Origin of the sequence: Methanoculleus oceani (assembly GCF_023702065.1) — an archaeon.
GTDB classification, from domain to species: domain Archaea; phylum Halobacteriota; class Methanomicrobia; order Methanomicrobiales; family Methanoculleaceae; genus Methanoculleus; species Methanoculleus oceani.
In genome coordinates, this window is sequence record NZ_QFDM01000002.1 from 194,945 (window position 1) to 211,203 (window position 16,259).

Annotated in this window: 16 protein-coding genes; 9 read left to right on the forward strand and 7 right to left on the reverse strand. The window is 62.6% G+C overall.

Features of this window, described 5'->3' with window-relative positions:
* Positions 1–256: 256 nt before the first annotated feature.
* From DIC75_RS06055 to DIC75_RS06075, 5 genes are all read left to right on the forward strand, one after another.
* Positions 257–865, forward strand: a complete 609-nt coding sequence (locus DIC75_RS06055; RefSeq protein WP_250987138.1) for a helix-turn-helix domain-containing protein — start codon at positions 257–259, stop codon at positions 863–865.
* A 65-nt stretch (positions 866–930) separates the two neighbouring features.
* Positions 931–1,632, forward strand: coding sequence for a metal-dependent hydrolase (locus tag DIC75_RS06060; RefSeq protein ID WP_250987139.1), 702 nt, complete (start codon positions 931–933; stop codon positions 1,630–1,632).
* A 354-nt stretch (positions 1,633–1,986) separates the two neighbouring features.
* Positions 1,987–2,949, forward strand: a complete 963-nt coding sequence (locus tag DIC75_RS06065; RefSeq protein ID WP_250987140.1) for a sulfurtransferase — start codon at positions 1,987–1,989, stop codon at positions 2,947–2,949.
* Between the two features lie 427 nt (positions 2,950–3,376).
* Positions 3,377–3,619, forward strand: a complete 243-nt coding sequence (locus DIC75_RS06070) for a hypothetical protein (protein ID WP_250987141.1) — start codon at positions 3,377–3,379, stop codon at positions 3,617–3,619.
* Complete coding sequence (locus DIC75_RS06075) at positions 3,616–4,590, forward strand: TIGR00341 family protein (protein ID WP_250987142.1); 975 nt, start codon at positions 3,616–3,618, stop codon at positions 4,588–4,590. The genes DIC75_RS06070 and DIC75_RS06075 overlap by 4 nt, the downstream gene beginning before the upstream one ends.
* A 14-nt stretch (positions 4,591–4,604) precedes the next feature.
* Here the strand turns inward: DIC75_RS06075 and phoU are convergent, their stop codons facing one another.
* From phoU to pstA, 3 genes are read right to left on the reverse strand one after another with little or no spacing between them, the layout of a single operon-like run.
* Positions 4,605–5,255: a phosphate signaling complex protein PhoU gene (gene phoU / locus DIC75_RS06080; protein WP_250987143.1), complete on the reverse strand. Its 651-nt coding sequence runs from the start codon at positions 5,253–5,255 to the stop codon at positions 4,605–4,607.
* Positions 5,256–5,262: 7 nt separating this feature from the next.
* The gene (gene pstB / locus DIC75_RS06085; protein WP_250987144.1) at positions 5,263–6,027 is read right to left on the reverse strand and encodes a phosphate ABC transporter ATP-binding protein PstB; all 765 of its coding nucleotides are present in this window, start codon (positions 6,025–6,027) and stop codon (positions 5,263–5,265) included.
* A gap of 6 nt (positions 6,028–6,033) precedes the next feature.
* Positions 6,034–7,893 (reverse strand): phosphate ABC transporter permease PstA, encoded by a 1,860-nt coding sequence (gene pstA / locus DIC75_RS06090; RefSeq protein ID WP_250987812.1) that lies wholly within the window; start codon positions 7,891–7,893, stop codon positions 6,034–6,036.
* A gap of 370 nt (positions 7,894–8,263) precedes the next feature.
* Here pstA and DIC75_RS06095 point away from each other — a divergent pair, with 370 nt between their 5' ends.
* Together DIC75_RS06095 and DIC75_RS06100 are read left to right on the forward strand one after the other, a co-directional pair.
* Complete coding sequence (locus DIC75_RS06095) at positions 8,264–9,271, forward strand: phosphate uptake regulator PhoU (protein ID WP_250987145.1); 1,008 nt, start codon at positions 8,264–8,266, stop codon at positions 9,269–9,271.
* Between the two features lie 82 nt (positions 9,272–9,353).
* Positions 9,354–10,604 carry an SLC13 family permease gene (locus DIC75_RS06100; protein ID WP_250987146.1) on the forward strand — a complete coding sequence of 417 codons (1,251 nt, stop codon included), beginning with the start codon at positions 9,354–9,356 and terminating at the stop codon, positions 10,602–10,604.
* Here the strand turns inward: DIC75_RS06100 and DIC75_RS06105 are convergent, their stop codons facing one another.
* Entirely contained in the window at positions 10,605–11,483 is an 879-nt protein-coding gene (locus tag DIC75_RS06105) for a Clp1/GlmU family protein (protein WP_250987147.1), read from the reverse strand.
* Between the two features lie 136 nt (positions 11,484–11,619).
* Here DIC75_RS06105 and DIC75_RS06110 point away from each other — a divergent pair, with 136 nt between their 5' ends.
* A complete protein-coding gene (locus DIC75_RS06110; protein ID WP_250987148.1) occupies positions 11,620–12,141 on the forward strand; it encodes a mitochondrial ATPase complex subunit ATP10 in 522 nt (173 codons plus the stop codon).
* Between the two features lies 1 nt (position 12,142).
* Here DIC75_RS06110 and DIC75_RS06115 read toward each other — a convergent pair whose 3' ends face one another.
* Both DIC75_RS06115 and DIC75_RS06120 read right to left on the reverse strand, forming a co-directional pair.
* The gene (locus tag DIC75_RS06115) at positions 12,143–13,135 is read right to left on the reverse strand and encodes a hypothetical protein (protein WP_250987149.1); all 993 of its coding nucleotides are present in this window, start codon (positions 13,133–13,135) and stop codon (positions 12,143–12,145) included.
* 71 nt (positions 13,136–13,206) lie between these two features.
* The gene (locus tag DIC75_RS06120; RefSeq protein WP_250987150.1) at positions 13,207–13,683 is read right to left on the reverse strand and encodes a pyridoxamine 5'-phosphate oxidase family protein; all 477 of its coding nucleotides are present in this window, start codon (positions 13,681–13,683) and stop codon (positions 13,207–13,209) included.
* A 367-nt stretch (positions 13,684–14,050) separates the two neighbouring features.
* Here DIC75_RS06120 and DIC75_RS06125 point away from each other — a divergent pair, with 367 nt between their 5' ends.
* Complete coding sequence (locus tag DIC75_RS06125) at positions 14,051–15,562, forward strand: hypothetical protein (RefSeq protein ID WP_250987151.1); 1,512 nt, start codon at positions 14,051–14,053, stop codon at positions 15,560–15,562.
* A 33-nt stretch (positions 15,563–15,595) separates the two neighbouring features.
* On the opposite strand, the gene DIC75_RS06130 is transcribed toward DIC75_RS06125, so the two are convergent.
* On the reverse strand, positions 15,596–16,093 hold the full coding sequence (locus DIC75_RS06130) for a metallophosphoesterase (protein ID WP_250987152.1): 498 nt from the start codon (positions 16,091–16,093) through the stop codon (positions 15,596–15,598).
* Positions 16,094–16,259: the final 166 nt, after the last annotated feature.

Consider the following 16,259-nt stretch of genomic DNA (forward strand, 5'->3'; position numbering starts at 1 on the left):
GCGCGAGATCACAATTCTTCGAAAAAGGGGCCGAACGAGGAGGGTTTTTTTCCACGGTCGGCAGTATCCCGGAAGATATGGTTACATCCACAAAAATGATCTTTCTATCTCGGTGGATTATATGGTAAGCTTTAAATGTTAGCGGTTGTAATGTAGGGAACGTTACGCCCCGGTTGGGGGATAAACTATATATCCAGGGTCATCAAGGGTGACCCACGGAACCAGACGGTGGAATACAGAACAGAGAGACACGGACATGGCAGAAGATACCCGCAAGCAGCAGCTCCTTGAGCTGTTCACGACCATCACGAACAAGAAGACGATCGTTGAGCCGATGAGAAAGGTTCACGGTACGCTTCGGGATCGCGACGCTGTTGAGCGCGAGATTGCCCTGATCATGCGCGAAGTCCTCGATCAAGGGTATTTCAAGACCAAACTCGCCCCGCGGCAACTTGCAAAACTCGTGGTCGCGTATTACGACGGCAAGAACGACACCGAGATTGCGAGGGCGCTCGGCGACGAGAAGCTGAGCAAGACCGTGGCACGCGCCCGGGTCCGCCTCAAACTCTTCAGGGAACTCGACTTCAAGATGCCGTTCGACCAGGGAACGATGTCGGACCTTCTTGATTCGGGGAAGACCATGAAGGAGATCAGCGAGGAACTCGACGTGAGCCCCTCCACGCTTCGTGAGTACCGCCATGTGATCGAGCAGCAGAGAGACACCACTCTCGACCCATACCTGGAACGGATCCGGGATGTGATGGAAGACCGCGATCTCTCCGAGCTGATGACGCGCGGTGTCGCCAACGACGGTCTCGCCGAGGCGATCGACATCACCGAAGCGATCGATATGGGGGAGTTCTGAACCCCGGGTCCACCCTCTGTAACCCCACTGAACATTTTTTAGTCTCGAAAATCGATCTCTTCTCCATGAGGTTGACCTGGCTTGGCCACGCTTGTTTCTCGCTTGCTGGATCGCGGACGATCCTCATCGATCCCTTCATCCCGGAGGACTCGCTCCCAACGAAACCCGATATCGTTGCCGTGACGCACGCGCACGCGGACCACCTGGGCATTACCGCACGGTTGAAGACGAAGACGGTCGCTATCAACGAGGTGGCGAAGTACCTCAAAGCGAAGGGCGTTCCTGCCGAACCGATGAACATCGGCGGCAGCATCACCGTCGACGGCGTCCGGTTCACGATGACGCCCGCGCTCCACTCGTCGTGGCTGGAGGACGAGGGCATGGGCTTCTACGGCGGTGTGGCCGCCGGGTTCGTCATCGCGATGGACGGCATCAGCGTCTACCACGCGGGGGATACGGCGCTCTTCTCCGACATGCAGCTCATCCGCGACCTCTACCGGCCGGACGTGGCGCTCCTCCCCGTCGGCGGGTGCTTCACGATGGGGCCCGAGGAGGCGATGATCGCGGCCCGGTACATCGGCGCGCCACTGGTGATCCCGATGCACTACGACACCTTCCCCGCCATCCGGCAGAACGTGGAGGACTTCAAGCAGGCCATCGAGCGGACGACGTCGATCCGGGTCGCGGTACTCTCGCCGGGGGAGAGCATCGAGGTTGGTCCGGAGGGTTCCGGGGAGTGCGACGGTTCGGAGCGCGATGGTTCGTAAGAACCGGAGCGTGAGCACCGAAGGTGCGAAGAACCGGAGCTTGAGAAGACCGAAGGTCTTCGAGTGCGACGTTCCGACAGGAACGTCGTTCCCTCAGACGCCATATTACGTCCACCCTGCCAGTTCCCGGGGCTTCTCCTTGCAGGGAGGGCGCTCCCGTCGCAACTCGAAAACGCTTCGCGTTTTCTCAAGCTCCGGTCCTTTGGACCATCGCACCCTTCGGCCGTCGCACACCCCATGCCCCCACCCCCACCCTCCACCTGATCCTGCACAAGGTATATGTGGTCTCAAGCCCGCAATGGGGCCAGGCTCACCGATCGTTCGGTGAGAATACGCAGTACGAGGTGATGGAAAATGGAAGAGAAGATGTTCACCCGAGGCGGCATGGACCGCCTCCAGGCGCGGACCGACCGGGAAAACTTCCCGTATCCCCGCGGCGACGGGAAGGTCAAACTTGTGAATGCAGCCTGGCTGGCCAACCACCTGCACGATGACAACCTGACGATCGTCGACGTCCAGCCGAACATTCACGACTACATCCAGGAACATATCCCGGGTGCCGTTTACCTGACCGAGGGGGTCCTGCGGGTATCCAACCGCGGCTTCCCGGGGTCTTACAGCCCGAACGCCTGCCTGCAGGAGTCGTTCCGGCGTGCGGGTATCGAGGCCGACTCCCCGGTCGTCGTCTACACCGGAAAAGGCACGTTTTCCAGCGCGGGCGACGGGCTCGGGCAGACGATGATGGCCTACACCCTGGCGAAATACGGCCACAATCGCGTATACCTCCTCGACGGCGGGATAGACACGTGGAAGAGCGAGGGAGGCGAACTCTCGCAGGACTACCCCGCCGTCGAGCCGTCCAGCTTCACCGCCGAGGTTCGCGATGACTATCCCATCGGGTACGAGGAGTTCCGGCAGATCAAGGACAACGACGATGTGGTCGTGCTCGATGCACGCCCGGCAAAGGTGTACGAAGGAAAAGGACCCTGGAGGAAGGCCGGGCATATCCCGGGTGCCGTCAATCTGCCCTGGAAGAGCCTGATGGACGAGGGCAACCCGGCGCTGCTCAAATCGAACGACGAACTCGACATGATCCTGGAAGAGCACGGCGTCGACCGGAGCAAGACCGTCATCTGCTCGTGCGGGACCGGCCGGGAGGCCACGAACGAGTTTGTCCTCTTGAAGTGGTTCTACCTCTACCCCAACGTTCGGATCTACGAGGGATCGTTCACCGAATGGGTTACGCATCCTGATAACCCGGTCGTAGAAGGGCCCGAGCCCCGAGAAGCGAGAGCTGAGGCGGCTCCTGCACGGTAATCCGTAAATGCCCGGGCAACCGGCCAAAACCTTTATTTCCTACTTTTTCAAAACAGAAATTATTAAATATCACTGTGAACTAAATAGCCCTAGAGAGATTTGGATCCGCACAAGACACTTCCCCCCTTGACGTCGTCTTTTCGTGCATCCTCTTCTCTCTAAATGCGATGGTCCGAAGGACCGGAGCACGAGAAAACGCGAAGCGTTTTCGACGTGCGAGCTCAAGCATCGCAGGTGCAGAACCACATTTCTTCCGCAACTCCTGACGACAGGTATGTCCCCGTGATACAGGGTCACGCTCACCCCGTTCCCTGCTGTCCGGCAACATGACGGTCCTCCCCTGCCCCCGATCGGGAGGAACGGCACCGGATCGTCTTTCCTGCGTATCCGGGAAAAGTTAAATTCATCTGCCGCCATGACATTGCCTGTGGACAGCATTGTTGTCGGGGTCACGCCCGCGGGCGGTGAACATACCATCGATAGCGGGATGCGACCTGCCGTGCGGATCATCTCCATCACGGACTGCCCGCACTGCCGCGCAAACGAGCCCCGCTTCCATGCTCGTCGAATACGGGATCGACCGGTAGACCGGAGAGTATCCGGCCGGAGATCCCCTCTCTCCGGAAGTATGCTGAACGGCGGAGCCGTCATCGGCCAGGCGGACTCATGAAGAAGATCGTTGTACACGTGCGGGAAGACGGGCATCAACAAATAGAGGGCGCTCTCGAAGGCCTCCATTACACGATATCACTCGTGCAGGACGTCTACGAGATCATCGTATATACGCCGGACGAGAACCTCGACGACCTGATCGAGAAGATCCAGGGCGTGCTGGACCTGCGGTACAACGAGAACATGATCGAGGTATCGACACCGGAGTTCGTCATCTCGTCGCTCCTGAAACGTGCCGAGAAGAAGGTCGAGAAAAAGGAAGAGAAGACGCCGGTCGAGAAACTGCTTGACACTGTTAAGGATTATGGGACCCTGGATCTCGAAAAACTGTCGTTGACGTCCATCGCCGGACTGGTGGCCCTCTCCGGCCTGCTCCTCGACAACCAGACGATCATCATCGGGGCGATGCTCCTCTCCCCGATCATGGGCCCGATCTACGGGTTCGCCGTCTATGCCGCTCTCGGCAGGATCGAGAACGCCCTGCGTTGCCTCGGCGTGCTGGCGGCACTGCTCCTGGGCGTCTTCTTCCTCTCCGCAATCGCCACCTTCCTCATCAATATCGCCATACCGCTCACATTGACCGAGGAGATCACCACGCGCCTCGTGGTGAACCCCATCTACACGATAATGGCGGTGCTCCTCGGATTCGCGGCGGTGGTGGCGTTCAACCGGGGCACTTCGGAGGTGATCGCCGGCGTCGCCATCGCTGCCGCCATCATCCCGCCGACGGTGGTGACCGGCCTTGTTCTGGTGCTCCAGCCCATGAGCCTGATCACCACTACGCTGCTCGTGGCCGGGCAGGTCGTCGGGCTGATAGCGGGGGCGCTCGTCGCCGTGACCGTGCTGAAGGTCAAGCCCCGGGATACCCGCGACCAGAATATCGCAAAGCGATACGTGACATGGTCGGTCGCACTGATCGTGCTGCTGATCGCCCTGCTTCTCTGGATCTCGTGGCTCATGTGGAGTTAGCGGTCTGTGCCGTATCACTTCACTTCTACCCGCTCACCGGTGACCATGTAGCAGACCTGCCCGGCGATATCGCAGGCGTGATCGGCACAGCGTTCCAGGTAGCGTGCGATCATCACGTAGTCGATGCACCGGGGGATGTTGCGCGGGTCCTCCATCATGTACGTAAGGCCCTCACGGAAGATGGTGTACCTGAGGTTGTCCACGACATCGTCCCGGTGCGACATACCCGCAATAGGCTCGATCTCCTCGATCCGGTAGGCTTTGAGGGCGTCGTCGATCATGGCGCAGACCAGGTCGGCCATGTGCGGCAGGCTCACCAGGTTTCCGGCATGCGGTTCCCCGGAGAGCTCTTCCGCAAGTTGCGCGATGTCCTTCCCGTACCGGCCGATGCGGTAGAGCGCGAAGTTCATCCGGAGCGCGCAGACGATGGAACGGAGATCGCGTGCCATGGGCTGGTAGAGCGCGATGAGGCGGAGCGCCGCCTCTTCGATAGCATGGCTCCGGTCGGCGAGCTCCGTCCTCCGGGCATACACCTGCCCGGCAAGCCGGGGATCCCGGTTCTGGAGGGCGATCATCGAGTCGGAGAGCATGCCGGAGGCGAACGCCCCCTGCTCCCGGACCAGGTCCTTGAGGCCTTTGAGTTCCTGGTGAAATTTGTCCGTCATGGATATCCTACCCGAAACGTCCCGTCACGTAGTTGTTGGTCAACTCTTCCTGCGGGTTCTCGAAGATCCGGGCGGTCGGCCCGAACTCGACCAGCCGCCCGAGGTACATGAACCCCGTGTAGTCGCTGACCCGGGCTGCCTGCTGCATGTTGTGGGTCACGATGACGACCGTGTAACCCTCTTTGAGGTCGTCGATGAGGTTCTCGATCTTCGAGGTGGCGATGGGGTCGAGCGCGGAGCAGGGTTCGTCCATGAGGATGACCTCGGGCTCGACCGCAAGCGTCCTTGCGATGCAGAGGCGTTGCTGCTGCCCTCCCGAAAGCCCCATCGCGGAGTCGTCGAGCCGGTCCGCCACCTCGTCCCAGAGCGCCGCCTTCTTCAGGCTCTCCTGCACGATCGCGTCCAGCCTCTCACGGCTGCGGACTCCATGAACGCGGGGGCCGTAGGCGACGTTGTCGTAGATGGACGAGGGGAACGGGTTCGGCTTCTGGAAGACCATCCCGATTCGTTTCCGCAAGGCCACGATATCGCAGTCCGGGCCGCGAATATCCCCGTCCTCAAAGAGGATTCTGCCCTCGATCCTGACGTCCTCGACGAGGTCGTTGAGCCGGTTGAAACAGCGCAGAAGGGTCGATTTCCCGCACCCGGAGGGTCCGATCAGTGCGGTGACCCTGTTAGGCGGGATAGAGATCGATACGTCGGAAAGGGCCTGTTTGTCGCCGTAGTAGAGGTTCAGGTGTTCTGCTGTAAGGATACTGCCGTTCTTCTGCATGATGGGTCACCACTGGATTGATCTCTGGTAACGTGTCCGGATGACGATCGCGACCAGGTAGATGGCCGCCACCAGCGCAAGGAGCACCAGCGCCGTCCCGTACTGGTTCTCCCGTGCCCCGGGGACGTTGGTCGCCAGGATGAAGAGGTGGTAGGGGAGCGCCATCACCGGTTCGGTCACCGATGTGGGGAGGAACCGCCGGGAGAATACGACCGCGGTGAAGAGGATCGGCGCAGTCTCCCCGGCGGCCCGCCCGATGCCGAGGATCGTGCCGGTCAGGATTCCCGGCACCGCCGGCGGGAGCACGACCCGCCGTATGGTCTGCCAGGGCGTCGCACCGAGAGCGAGGCTTCCCTCCCTGACGCTGTCCGGCACGCTCTTCAACGCCTCTTCGGTCGTCCTGATGATGGTGGGGAGGATCATCAGCCCCAGCGTGATCTGGCCGGCAAGGAGAGACACCCCGAAATTAAGGTAGAGCACCAGGAACGCAAACCCGAAGAGGCCGAAGACGATGGACGGCGTGCCGCCCAGGAGGTCGACGCCGGCCCTGATGATCCCGGTGATGCGCCCTTCCCGGGTGTACTCGTGGAGGTAGATGGCGGCGCCGACGCCGATTGGGAGGGCGAAGAGGATGGCACCCCCGACCAGGTAGAGGGTCCCGAGGATGGCCGGGCCGATGCCTCCCGCCCGGCCGAGGTTGCTCGGCGAAGCGGTCAGGAACTCCCAGGAGAGCGCCGGTGCACCGTTGTAGACGATATCGAAGAGTATGACCCCGAGGACGAAGAGCACGATGCCGGCGGCCGCATACATGAACCCGAACGCGATCTTCTCTTCGGTCTTTGCAGAGATCCTGCGCCGGACGTATACCGCCCCGAGCAGGGCAACGGCGACGGCGGCGGCAACCAGGATGTCCGTGGCCACCGTAAGGGTCCCGAGCGCGCCGATGCCGAGAACTGCGTAGGCGTAAGGCTTTATGGTGCCGCACCCCCTCTTCCGGGCCGCTGTCGCCGTGTGCCGCTCGCTGACCCGCGCGAGGATGCCCCGCGCAAAAAGGTTGACCGCGAGGGTGATCACGAGAAGTACGACCGCGACCCCGAAGAGCGCGTGGTAGTGGGCGCTGCCGACGGCGACCTCGCCCATCTCGATGCCCAGCGTCCCGGTGAGCGTCCTGACTGGAGAGAGGACGTTCCAGAGCGGTTCGGGCACGACTCCCGCGTTGCCGGCGACCATGATCACCGCCATCGTCTCGCCGATCGCCCGCCCCATCCCGAGGATGATCGCGGCGGTGATGCCGGAGAGGGCTCCCGGGACCACGACCCCGGCGATCGTCTGCCAGTGCGTCGCCCCGAGCGCAAGGGATCCCTCCCGGTATCCGCGGGGCACGGCGCCGATCGCATCCTCCGAGACGCTGACGATCGTAGGGAGGGCCATGATGCCGAGCAGGATGGAGGCGGCAAGCCAGGATTCCCCGGACGCGACGTCGAAGGAGACGCGGATCCAGTCGGTCAGGATGACGAGACCGAAGAACCCGTAGACCACCGAAGGTATTCCCGCCAGGAGCTCGACGGCGGGTTTCATGACCGCGCGAACCCCGGGCGGCGCAAGTTCGGCGATGAAGACGGCAACGGCGATCCCGAGCGGGACGGCAAGCGCCATCGCACCGAGCGTAACAAGGAGCGTGCCGGCGATCAGCGGGAAGATGCCGTATGCCGGAGACGCTCCCGTAGGGTTCCAGACGTCGCCGGCAAGGAAGTTTAAGACCCCGACCTGCTCGAAGATCGGGTAGCCGTTCCGGACCAGGAAGAAGAGGATGAAAAAGAGGGCAACGACGGCGAAGATGGCCGTGCAGAACCAGAGTGCCCGCATAGACTCCTCGCGAAGCTGCCGGGCCCTCTTCCAGAGACGGAAAAAGCCGTCCAGGACCGGCTCCCCGGGCACCTGCGCGGTCCCCGGCCGGGTATGAGCGACAGGGCGGTCGGATCCCATCTCTCCGGTGAGCGGCGTGCTTCCGCCCGGCAGAGGAGGCATGGTGCCTGCCCGGGCTCCAGCGTCTTCCTGGTGCGACCGTCCCCCGGGTGCTCTGCCGATCCGGGTCATATGCTTATTGCGTGAGTATACCGGACAGATAGGCGTTCCCGAAGGAGACTATATGAGTATATTTATCCACCATAAACTCCAGTAGCGTATATACTGCGCAGAATGCATATATCCTAACGGCACCAACACGTACCTATCCATGGAGATCAGAAAAGTTCAGATCACCGGGGGCTCGTCATACATCGTATCCCTGCCGAAACAGTGGATAAAGTCCGCGAACATCCAGAAGAACGACCCCGTAGGGCTGGTTGTGCAGCCCGACGGTTCGCTCCTGATCACCCCGAAGATCGGCGGGGAGTCGGTCCAGCGGATCAGGGTCTTCGAGGTCGGTGCCGCGACGGACCGCACCTACCTGCTTCGCCTCCTCGTCGGAGCGTACATCTCCGGGTTCACGGCCATCCGCCTTGAGTCGAAAGGAAGGCTGCCGCCGTTCGTCCTGCAACTGGTCCGGGAGTTCACGCAGATGGCCATCGGGCAGGAAGTGGTCGGCGAGACGGACTCCTCGATAACGATCAAGGATCTCCTCAACCCCGTGGAGATGCCGTTTGATAACACCATCAAACGGATGCATCTCCTGGCACGGAGCATGCAGCAGGACGCGATGGCCGCGATAAGGGGACACGATGCGGCTCTTGCCGGGGACATCATCGTGCGGGACACGGAAGTGGACCGGCTGCACTGGCTGGTTGCGCGGCAGGATAACCTCATCATGAGCGACGCCACGCTCTCGCGTCGGATGGGCATCCCGGTAAACCAGGCGGCGTACTACCTCCAGGTCAGCAGGATCATCGAGCGGATAGCCGACCACGCCACCCGGGTGGCGCATAACGCCCTCGCCCTGATCGACCGCGAGGTCGAGGCGGCGACGCTCGACCTCATGGACGAGGCGAGCGTGCTTGCCCTGCAGATCTTCTCGTGGAGCATGGAAGCGTTCCATACGGGAGACACCAGGAAGGCAAACGCGACGCTTCAGAAGGTGCGCGACCTTGAGGAGAAGACCCAGAAGATCGATACCCGGGTGCTCCGGTTCGAGGCGGTGACGGCGATCCCGATGAGGCAGGTCGCAGACAGTATCCGGCGGATCGGGGAATATTCCGGCGACATCTCCGAGAGCGTCATCAACTATACCGTCGGGCAGGAAGCCTGAGGTCTCTCCGGTCCCGGGAGATCCCTTTTTTCACAAAGAGAACAAACCAATTGATAAGCGCATCTCTCCTGCCGGCGATACCATGGGTACACTCATCCCGCTCGTCGTTCTCGTCATCGTCTTCCTCCTGATCGCGGTCCGCAAGATCGGGAACGTCAACTTCCGCATCTGGCAGGTGATGCTCCTCGGCGCGCTCGTGGTCCTCGCGACGGGATCGATCACGCCGCTTGATGCGCTCGCGTCCATCAACCTCGACGTGATGCTCTTCCTCTTCTTCATGTTCGTGATCGGGGAGGCGCTCGCGGCGAGCGGCTACCTTTACCACCTCTCCTTTCGCCTCTTTTCGCGGGCGGAGTCGGTCCGGCACCTGATCTTTCGCATCCTCGTCGGCGCAGGCGTCCTCTCGGCGCTCCTGATGAACGACACGCTCGCTGTCGTCGGCACCCCGCTGATGCTCTATTTCGGCCGGCGGCACGGCATCTCCCCAAAACTCCTGCTCCTGGCGCTTGCATTCGCCGTCACGACGGGAAGCGTCGCAAGCCCCATCGGGAACCCGCAGAACCTTCTCATCGCGCTCTCGGGCGGGATCGAGAACCCGTTCATCACGTTCCCGCTCTACCTCGCCGTCCCGACGGCGATCTCGCTTCTGCTCGCCTATGTCTTCCTCTGCCGGGCGTTTCCGGGCGAACTCCACCCGGCCCCGCTGGTCCACCGCAAGGAGGAGATCTGTGATCCTGCCCTCGCGGCGCTCGCGCGCCTCTCGCTCATCCTGCTTGTCTTCCTGATCGGGGCCAGGGTCGCCGCGGTCATGCTCGTCCCGGATCTCGATATCCGGCTGACCTGGATCGCGGTCATCGCGGCCATACCCGTCCTCGTCGGGAGCAGGCGGCGGTTCGAGATCCTCCGCCGGATCGACTGGCCGACACTGATCTTCTTCGCCGGGCTCTTCGTCCTTATGGCGAGCGTCTGGCAGTCCGGGTTCTTCCAGCCGCTCATCGAAGAGAGTTCGCTCGATCTCGCCGCCGTCCCGGTCATCGTCGTGATGGGCGTCGTCGTCTCCCAGTTCGTCTCGAACGTCCCCTTCGTCGCCCTCTCCCTCCCCGTCCTCTCGCACCTCGGGACGTCCACCGTCGGCATGATGGCGCTTGCGGCCGGCAGCACCATCGCCGGGAACATGCTGATCCTCGGGGCGGCAAGCAACGTCATCATCATCCAGTGCGCGGAGAGGGACGGCGAGACGCTGACGTTTGGCGAGTTCGCGCGGGTCGGCATCCCGCTCACCGTCGCCCAGACGGCGGTGTACGTAATCTTCCTCTCGCTCATCCCGGCATGATCAGGGCCGGCATGACTCCATCGACCCTGGAGCCGCCGCGAGGTCCAGGTAGATCGAGCCGAACCTGACCGACGCGATGGCCCCCGGGTCGAAGGGCGGCGCGAAGACCCCGAGCCGGCGCCCTCCGGGATGCAGTTCTTCGACGATGCCGAGGGCGACGACGAAGTTGTCGGGGTCGTTGAAGGAGACCAGCCTTCCGGCGACCCCGCGGGGGTACCTCATGTCGGGGACCCGGCCCTGGAGCCCGAGCCCCCGGAGCAGGATCTCCTGCGATCGCGCGTCGGCAAAATAGGATGCAAAACGCTCTTCGCGGTAGCGCCGCCGCCCGGTTGCGGTCCGGGCGACGGCCGCGGGGGATACGGGGATCCGGTGGACCGCAACCCCCGGGTGCCGGGCGAAGTTAGCGAGCAGCCGCTCCAGTTCCCGTCCGCGCTGGAGGGCGGCGATCCGGGTGGGGCGCAGAAGGTCGATCATCTGGAGCTGGAACTCAGTGCCCACCCCGCCGGTGACGAGCCCGGGCGAGTCGATGACGGTGGCGCCCGCCCCGAGTTCGGCAGCCTTTTCGACGAGGCGCTTTGCCCCCGTGAGCGTCTGGATGAAGTGGCCCCCGGGGGAGGTCGAGCCGACGAACCGGAGGCAGGGCTCCGTCGTGCCGGGGCAGAGGACCATCCCCTCGGTCGTCGGCGGACCAAGCCGGGACTGTCCGGTGTCGCAGTCGACATACGCCGTCTTCATGCGCGCTGCCGTCTCGTCAACGAGGTAGCGGCAGAGCGTCGTCTTCCCGCTGTCCGTGGATCCGACGACGTAGACGCGCTCCGGGGCATCCGCCCCGGAGAGCGCCGCGACGAGATCGTCCCAGCCCTCTCCGATGCTGATCAAGTCCGATAAGCCTCCTTGAGAGAACTGTTGCATTCCAAGGTTATAGTACTTGGCGCAATGCTCCTCTGCGGCCATACCTCCGGGGATTCCGGGGATCGGGAGAGGCTTTATCTGGAGTGCATCCCACCGGCAGAGCATGAATAAAACGACAGCACTCACCGGGCCGGTGCCTGCAGCCATAGGCAGGACGTTTCCCACCCTCATGGCCACGTCGATCACCGGCAGGGTCGTCACGCTTCCCGACGACGCGGGAGGCGACGTCTCGCTCATCGTCCTCGTCTTCCTGGAATCCGTCGGTCCGATGACGGATTCCTGGAGCGGTCCCTTCGCCGGGGCGTTCACCGAGAATCCCCGGGTGACGACCTATCTCGTTACGGTCGTCGGCGACAGCCTCATCGGCAGGTCCCTTGCCGACCGCATCAGCCAGGGGCTCGCGGGCGGCGTCCCTCCCGAGCAGCACGACCTGATGCTGACCATCCCGGGGGATATCGAGCGGTGCCGGCGGGCCTACGGGATCGACGACCCGTCGCTCGCCTACATCTACCTCCTGGACGGGCGCGGCATCATCCGCTGGATGGAGAAAGGGACCGCGACACCCGAGGGGCTCGGCACCCTGCTGAACACGGCCCGCACGATGCTCGAACCGCTCCTTGAATGACTCACGGCAACGCACGGCGGCGTGCCGGCAGGATGGCGGCGACGAAGGCGAGCAGGGGGCCGATCACGAGCCCCGCCCAGGTGACGAGGCCCAGAACGCCGAGCACCGCCATCGCAATCCGTTCCCCGGCTCCAACCGGTTTCCGGAAGGCCACCAGGAGCGCCCAGACCCCGAGAAGAACGGAGATGAACGCGAAGAGAAGGGTCAGGAGGAGAGCGGCTCCAGCGTCCGTTCCCACGGCCGCAATGGCCGTCTGCATCAGGGTCATGGCGCCGCTCCCGATGTAGAGGAGACCGGCAATCGCTCCGGAGAGCGCGAAGAGGGAGAGGGATCGGCGCCGCCGGAGCAGCAGGCCGGCGCCTATCACGAGGACGGCGATCATCGGTGCGAAGATCAGGAGGAGGGGCTGTCCCTCGTGGCGGTGAATGGCGACGACGTCGACCGGAACCCGGATCCATTCTCCGGCGGTGTAGGACTCGACGTAGCCGAGCGCGAGAGCGTAGTTTCCTCCCTCTCCGGAGGTGTAGACCGCGAGGGTGTAGTCGCCGGCCTCAGGCGCCGCAGTATCGATCCGGGCGAGTCTGTAGAGTTTCGACGGCGTGAACGGTTCGTATTCCGGCTCTTCTGGAAGACTTCCCGGCACCGTTATCGCGCCGGTGCCCTCCGGGACCCCGACGTATGGCGGGACCGTGCCCGAACTCTCGATACCCGGCCCCGCGAGCACCATACCGGGCACGAATCCCCCTGCACGCGGGACCTGGAGCGTTGCGTATATCCGCTCCCCTTCCTCCATCCGGAACCGGTAGTACCGGGCGGCGGGCCCCTCGGGCAGGGTGTCGTAGACCACCCACGACTTTGCAGGGTCTTCGATGACGAATGCCGAGCCCGGCGAGGAACCGTCCCGGGCAAAGAGGGGGACATGAGCGAGGGCGGGTGTCATGGCGAGAAGCACGGCAAGAAGAGCGGCGAGCATCAGGCGGGGTCCGGGGGCCATAGCCGTCCCATGCCCTCCCGGTCCATAATGGTTCCGCACCCGGGCAGGGCCGGACAGCCCGCGAAAAAGGGTCAGAGGTTTTTCAGGGCAACGATATCGGTCACGCCAGTGAGTTTCCAGATGTTTGAACGCTCCTCGGAGGCGATCGACTCGAGCGGCTCTTCGGGCTTGTGGCCGAGCGCCGCAAGGATGTTCTGCGAGAGGTTGTGCGCTTTTATCATATCCACGAACTTCTCTCTGATGATCTTCTTCTCGATCGCATCCTCGAGTTGCACCAGGTACCCCTGCATCGTCACGAAGGTGTAGCAGGAGAGGTCGCTGGAATACTTCTCGACCTCGACGGAGACGTACGGGTGCTGCCGGAAGAGGTCGTTCTTCCTGCCGTACTTGGTCGCCAGGAAGTAGAGAAATTTCCCGTCGAAGACGTACAGGAACGGGGCGATATACGGGTACTTACCTCCCTGGAATGCGATACGGCTGACAAAACCCTCTTCGATGAGTTTATCGTACTCTGCTTTATCCATACTCGGAATTTTTACGATCTCCATCGGGCATCCTCTATTCCCGGTAACCTGTAAGAGTACATATAAGTTTCCAAGGGACGGCGTAGCCTCTCCAACGAAAGAGGAAATACCCCGCCATTACGGTTTTTACAGCAGAAATCCCCCATTTAGCGGCCGAACCTCCGGGCAACCCTTCCCCCGCAGGACTCTGGCGCATCGGTGGAGGTTAGCAGGGTTTCTCTGCCGGCTGTTCCTGACCCCGGCCCCACCGAAGGGTATTCGTGCTGCCTGATGTACCGGCCCGCAGATGGCGGATATCCGTCGGCGCCGGAAACGGTTTCGCCGGAGAGCCATTTTTTCCAAACAGACAATATAATAATATTTATATTTAACAATTGAAAGAAAAATGCACATGAACAAGCACCATGAGAACGCTCTCATTCTCTTCGGAATTGCCGTCTGTGCGGGATTCCTTCTCTCCGTTCCACCCGTTGCCGGCTCCGGCCAGGGGCTCATGGCGCTGGGGTCGGGAGAACTGTTACCGTTCTCACTCGCCAATCTTTCGGTGGCGGAGAACGGCTCGGAGCCATCCGGCACTCCGATACTCCCGGACATGAGAAGTATCTCCGATGCGGTCCCGGCACTCACGGACGGGGAAAATATCTCTATTGCATTCCCGGTACTCCTGGACGACAGGGATACCTCCGGTGCTGTTCCGGAACTCGCGGACGAGGGGAACACCTCCGACACGGTTCCGGAACTCGCGGACGAGGGGAACGCTTCCGATGCATTCCCGGTACTCCCGGACGACAGGGATACTCCTGACGCATTCCCCGCTCCCACCGACCCCGGGGTTCCCGGCGCCGACACCGAGCCGGTGATGCCTGCCGGTCCGGAGAACGCCGGCCAGCCCGTCATTCCTATCCCTGCAGTCGACGCATCTTCCAATGAAACCGGCAGCTACAACGACGAACGGCTGGCAGGGCTGATCAACACGGCCAGCATTCGCCTGATGAGGCTCTCTATGGAGCACGCCTATGCTCTCTACCTGCAGGATGCAGATGTCGCCGCCGTAGCGGCGGACGACCTGCATGCGTTCTCCGTCAGGGTGCTCCGTGAGGTGCAGCCTCTCCAGGTCTCTCCGGGACAGCAGCCTGTCAAGGACGAGTTCATCAGGTCGCTTGAGGCATACTCCACGGCAAGCGAGACGCTTCTCGGCCCGACGGATGCCGGCGGGGATTCCGTTCCGACGGCCTTCAGGGACCTGGCCACTGCGTCGGAAGGCCTTGAAACGGTTACCCGGCAGGCCGGCGAGCTGCAGTCGACCGGTGCACGCACACCTCCGGTGAGCACCGCCGCGACCACCCTCGCGACCGGGGCACCCGGCGTTTCTGCCGGGACCGGGCCGGTCGTGGTCGCACCGCCGAACGAAGTGCTTCCTCTCCTCTATCGCTACACCTACGACGACCCTTCAGGCGAGAACATGGTCTCGCTGCTCGCGGAGTCCACCCGGACCGCAACGGTATACTATGACGTCCCCGTCAATGCGTCGACGGCGAGAGTCGAGGCCGGCGAAGGGCGTATGTTCCTCCTCGTCGTCGTCAAGTCGACAAACCTCGGGCACAGGGGCGACTCGGAACTCTACGCCATCGAGACTCCGGGACGGGATGCGTTCGTCCTCGAATACCAGGGATCGACGTTTGAGCCTCTGGATGTCCCGCCCTTCACCTCGCTCGGGGAGTCGTTCGACAGAAAGACGCTCGAGCGGTACGAATCGTTGAAAGGCTATCTTTACTTCGATGTCCCTGCCACGCTCGAGATCTCCGGGGCGACTCTCAGGGCGGATCTCGGGGATGCCGGGATGCCTGCCTGGGAACTCGGAAAGGAACTCGGGGAAGAGCTCGATGATGCGGCTGCGGTATAACCCGCACCGTGCTTTTTTCCATCTCCAGTCGGATCAGAGGGGGAGCAGTTCCACGTCCCGGGTCACCGTATCCAGCACGGCGACGGTCGGCCTGCCGGTCAGGTAACCGCAGGTCTCCCCGGGGTTGACGACCAGCGTCGACCCGAGTTTCCGGACCTCCGCCTGGTGGGTGTGGCCGTGAACCACGACATCGAAGGCCTTCCGTCCGATGAGTGCCTGCAGGAGTTCGCGGTCGTCGCCGTGGAGCAGCCCGATCGTCATGCCGCTCGCAGTGACGGCGGCAAAGCCTCCCCGCAGGCTGAGCCGGTCATGCTCGGCAAACCGTGCCGAAAGGAGACGGTGATCGCCGTCGTTGTTCCCGAGAACGCCGATCATGGGTGATTGCAGGTTCGCAAGCCGGGGGATGACGAACGGCGAGACGTAATCCCCGGCATGGAGTACCAGGTCTACCCGTTCCCTGTTCAGTTGCTCTACGGCCGCATCCACCATCCGGATGTTGTCGTGTGTGTCGGAGAGGATCCCGATGCGCATGTATGCACTCCTGACCGCCGTCACGATATATATGGCTGTGCATCGTCCCGGCGATCGAAACGATGGGGGCGGCGCCGGGAGCTCCGGACGGCACATCCCTCCCGGTCATCCGATACGCGCTTCCATGCATAACATCCGGGAAATTCCAAATATTCAGGTATTCTCA

Excerpts from the sequence above, each read along its gene's own strand:
- DIC75_RS06055 (WP_250987138.1), top strand. The coding sequence starts at position 257 with ATGGCAGAAGATACCCGCAAGCAGCAGCTCCTTGAGCTGTTCACGACC.
- DIC75_RS06060 (WP_250987139.1), top strand. The coding sequence starts at position 931 with ATGAGGTTGACCTGGCTTGGCCACGCTTGTTTCTCGCTTGCTGGATCG.
- DIC75_RS06065 (WP_250987140.1), top strand. The coding sequence starts at position 1,987 with ATGGAAGAGAAGATGTTCACCCGAGGCGGCATGGACCGCCTCCAGGCG.
- DIC75_RS06075 (WP_250987142.1), top strand. The coding sequence starts at position 3,616 with ATGAAGAAGATCGTTGTACACGTGCGGGAAGACGGGCATCAACAAATA.
- phoU (WP_250987143.1), bottom strand. The coding sequence starts at position 5,255 with ATGACGGACAAATTTCACCAGGAACTCAAAGGCCTCAAGGACCTGGTC.
- pstB (WP_250987144.1), bottom strand. The coding sequence starts at position 6,027 with ATGCAGAAGAACGGCAGTATCCTTACAGCAGAACACCTGAACCTCTAC.
- pstA (WP_250987812.1), bottom strand. The coding sequence starts at position 7,893 with ATGCGGGCACTCTGGTTCTGCACGGCCATCTTCGCCGTCGTTGCCCTC.
- DIC75_RS06095 (WP_250987145.1), top strand. The coding sequence starts at position 8,264 with ATGGAGATCAGAAAAGTTCAGATCACCGGGGGCTCGTCATACATCGTA.
- DIC75_RS06100 (WP_250987146.1), top strand. The coding sequence starts at position 9,354 with ATGGGTACACTCATCCCGCTCGTCGTTCTCGTCATCGTCTTCCTCCTG.
- DIC75_RS06110 (WP_250987148.1), top strand. The coding sequence starts at position 11,620 with ATGAATAAAACGACAGCACTCACCGGGCCGGTGCCTGCAGCCATAGGC.
- DIC75_RS06115 (WP_250987149.1), bottom strand. The coding sequence starts at position 13,135 with ATGGCCCCCGGACCCCGCCTGATGCTCGCCGCTCTTCTTGCCGTGCTT.
- DIC75_RS06120 (WP_250987150.1), bottom strand. The coding sequence starts at position 13,683 with ATGGAGATCGTAAAAATTCCGAGTATGGATAAAGCAGAGTACGATAAA.
- DIC75_RS06125 (WP_250987151.1), top strand. The coding sequence starts at position 14,051 with ATGAACAAGCACCATGAGAACGCTCTCATTCTCTTCGGAATTGCCGTC.
- DIC75_RS06130 (WP_250987152.1), bottom strand. The coding sequence starts at position 16,093 with ATGCGCATCGGGATCCTCTCCGACACACACGACAACATCCGGATGGTG.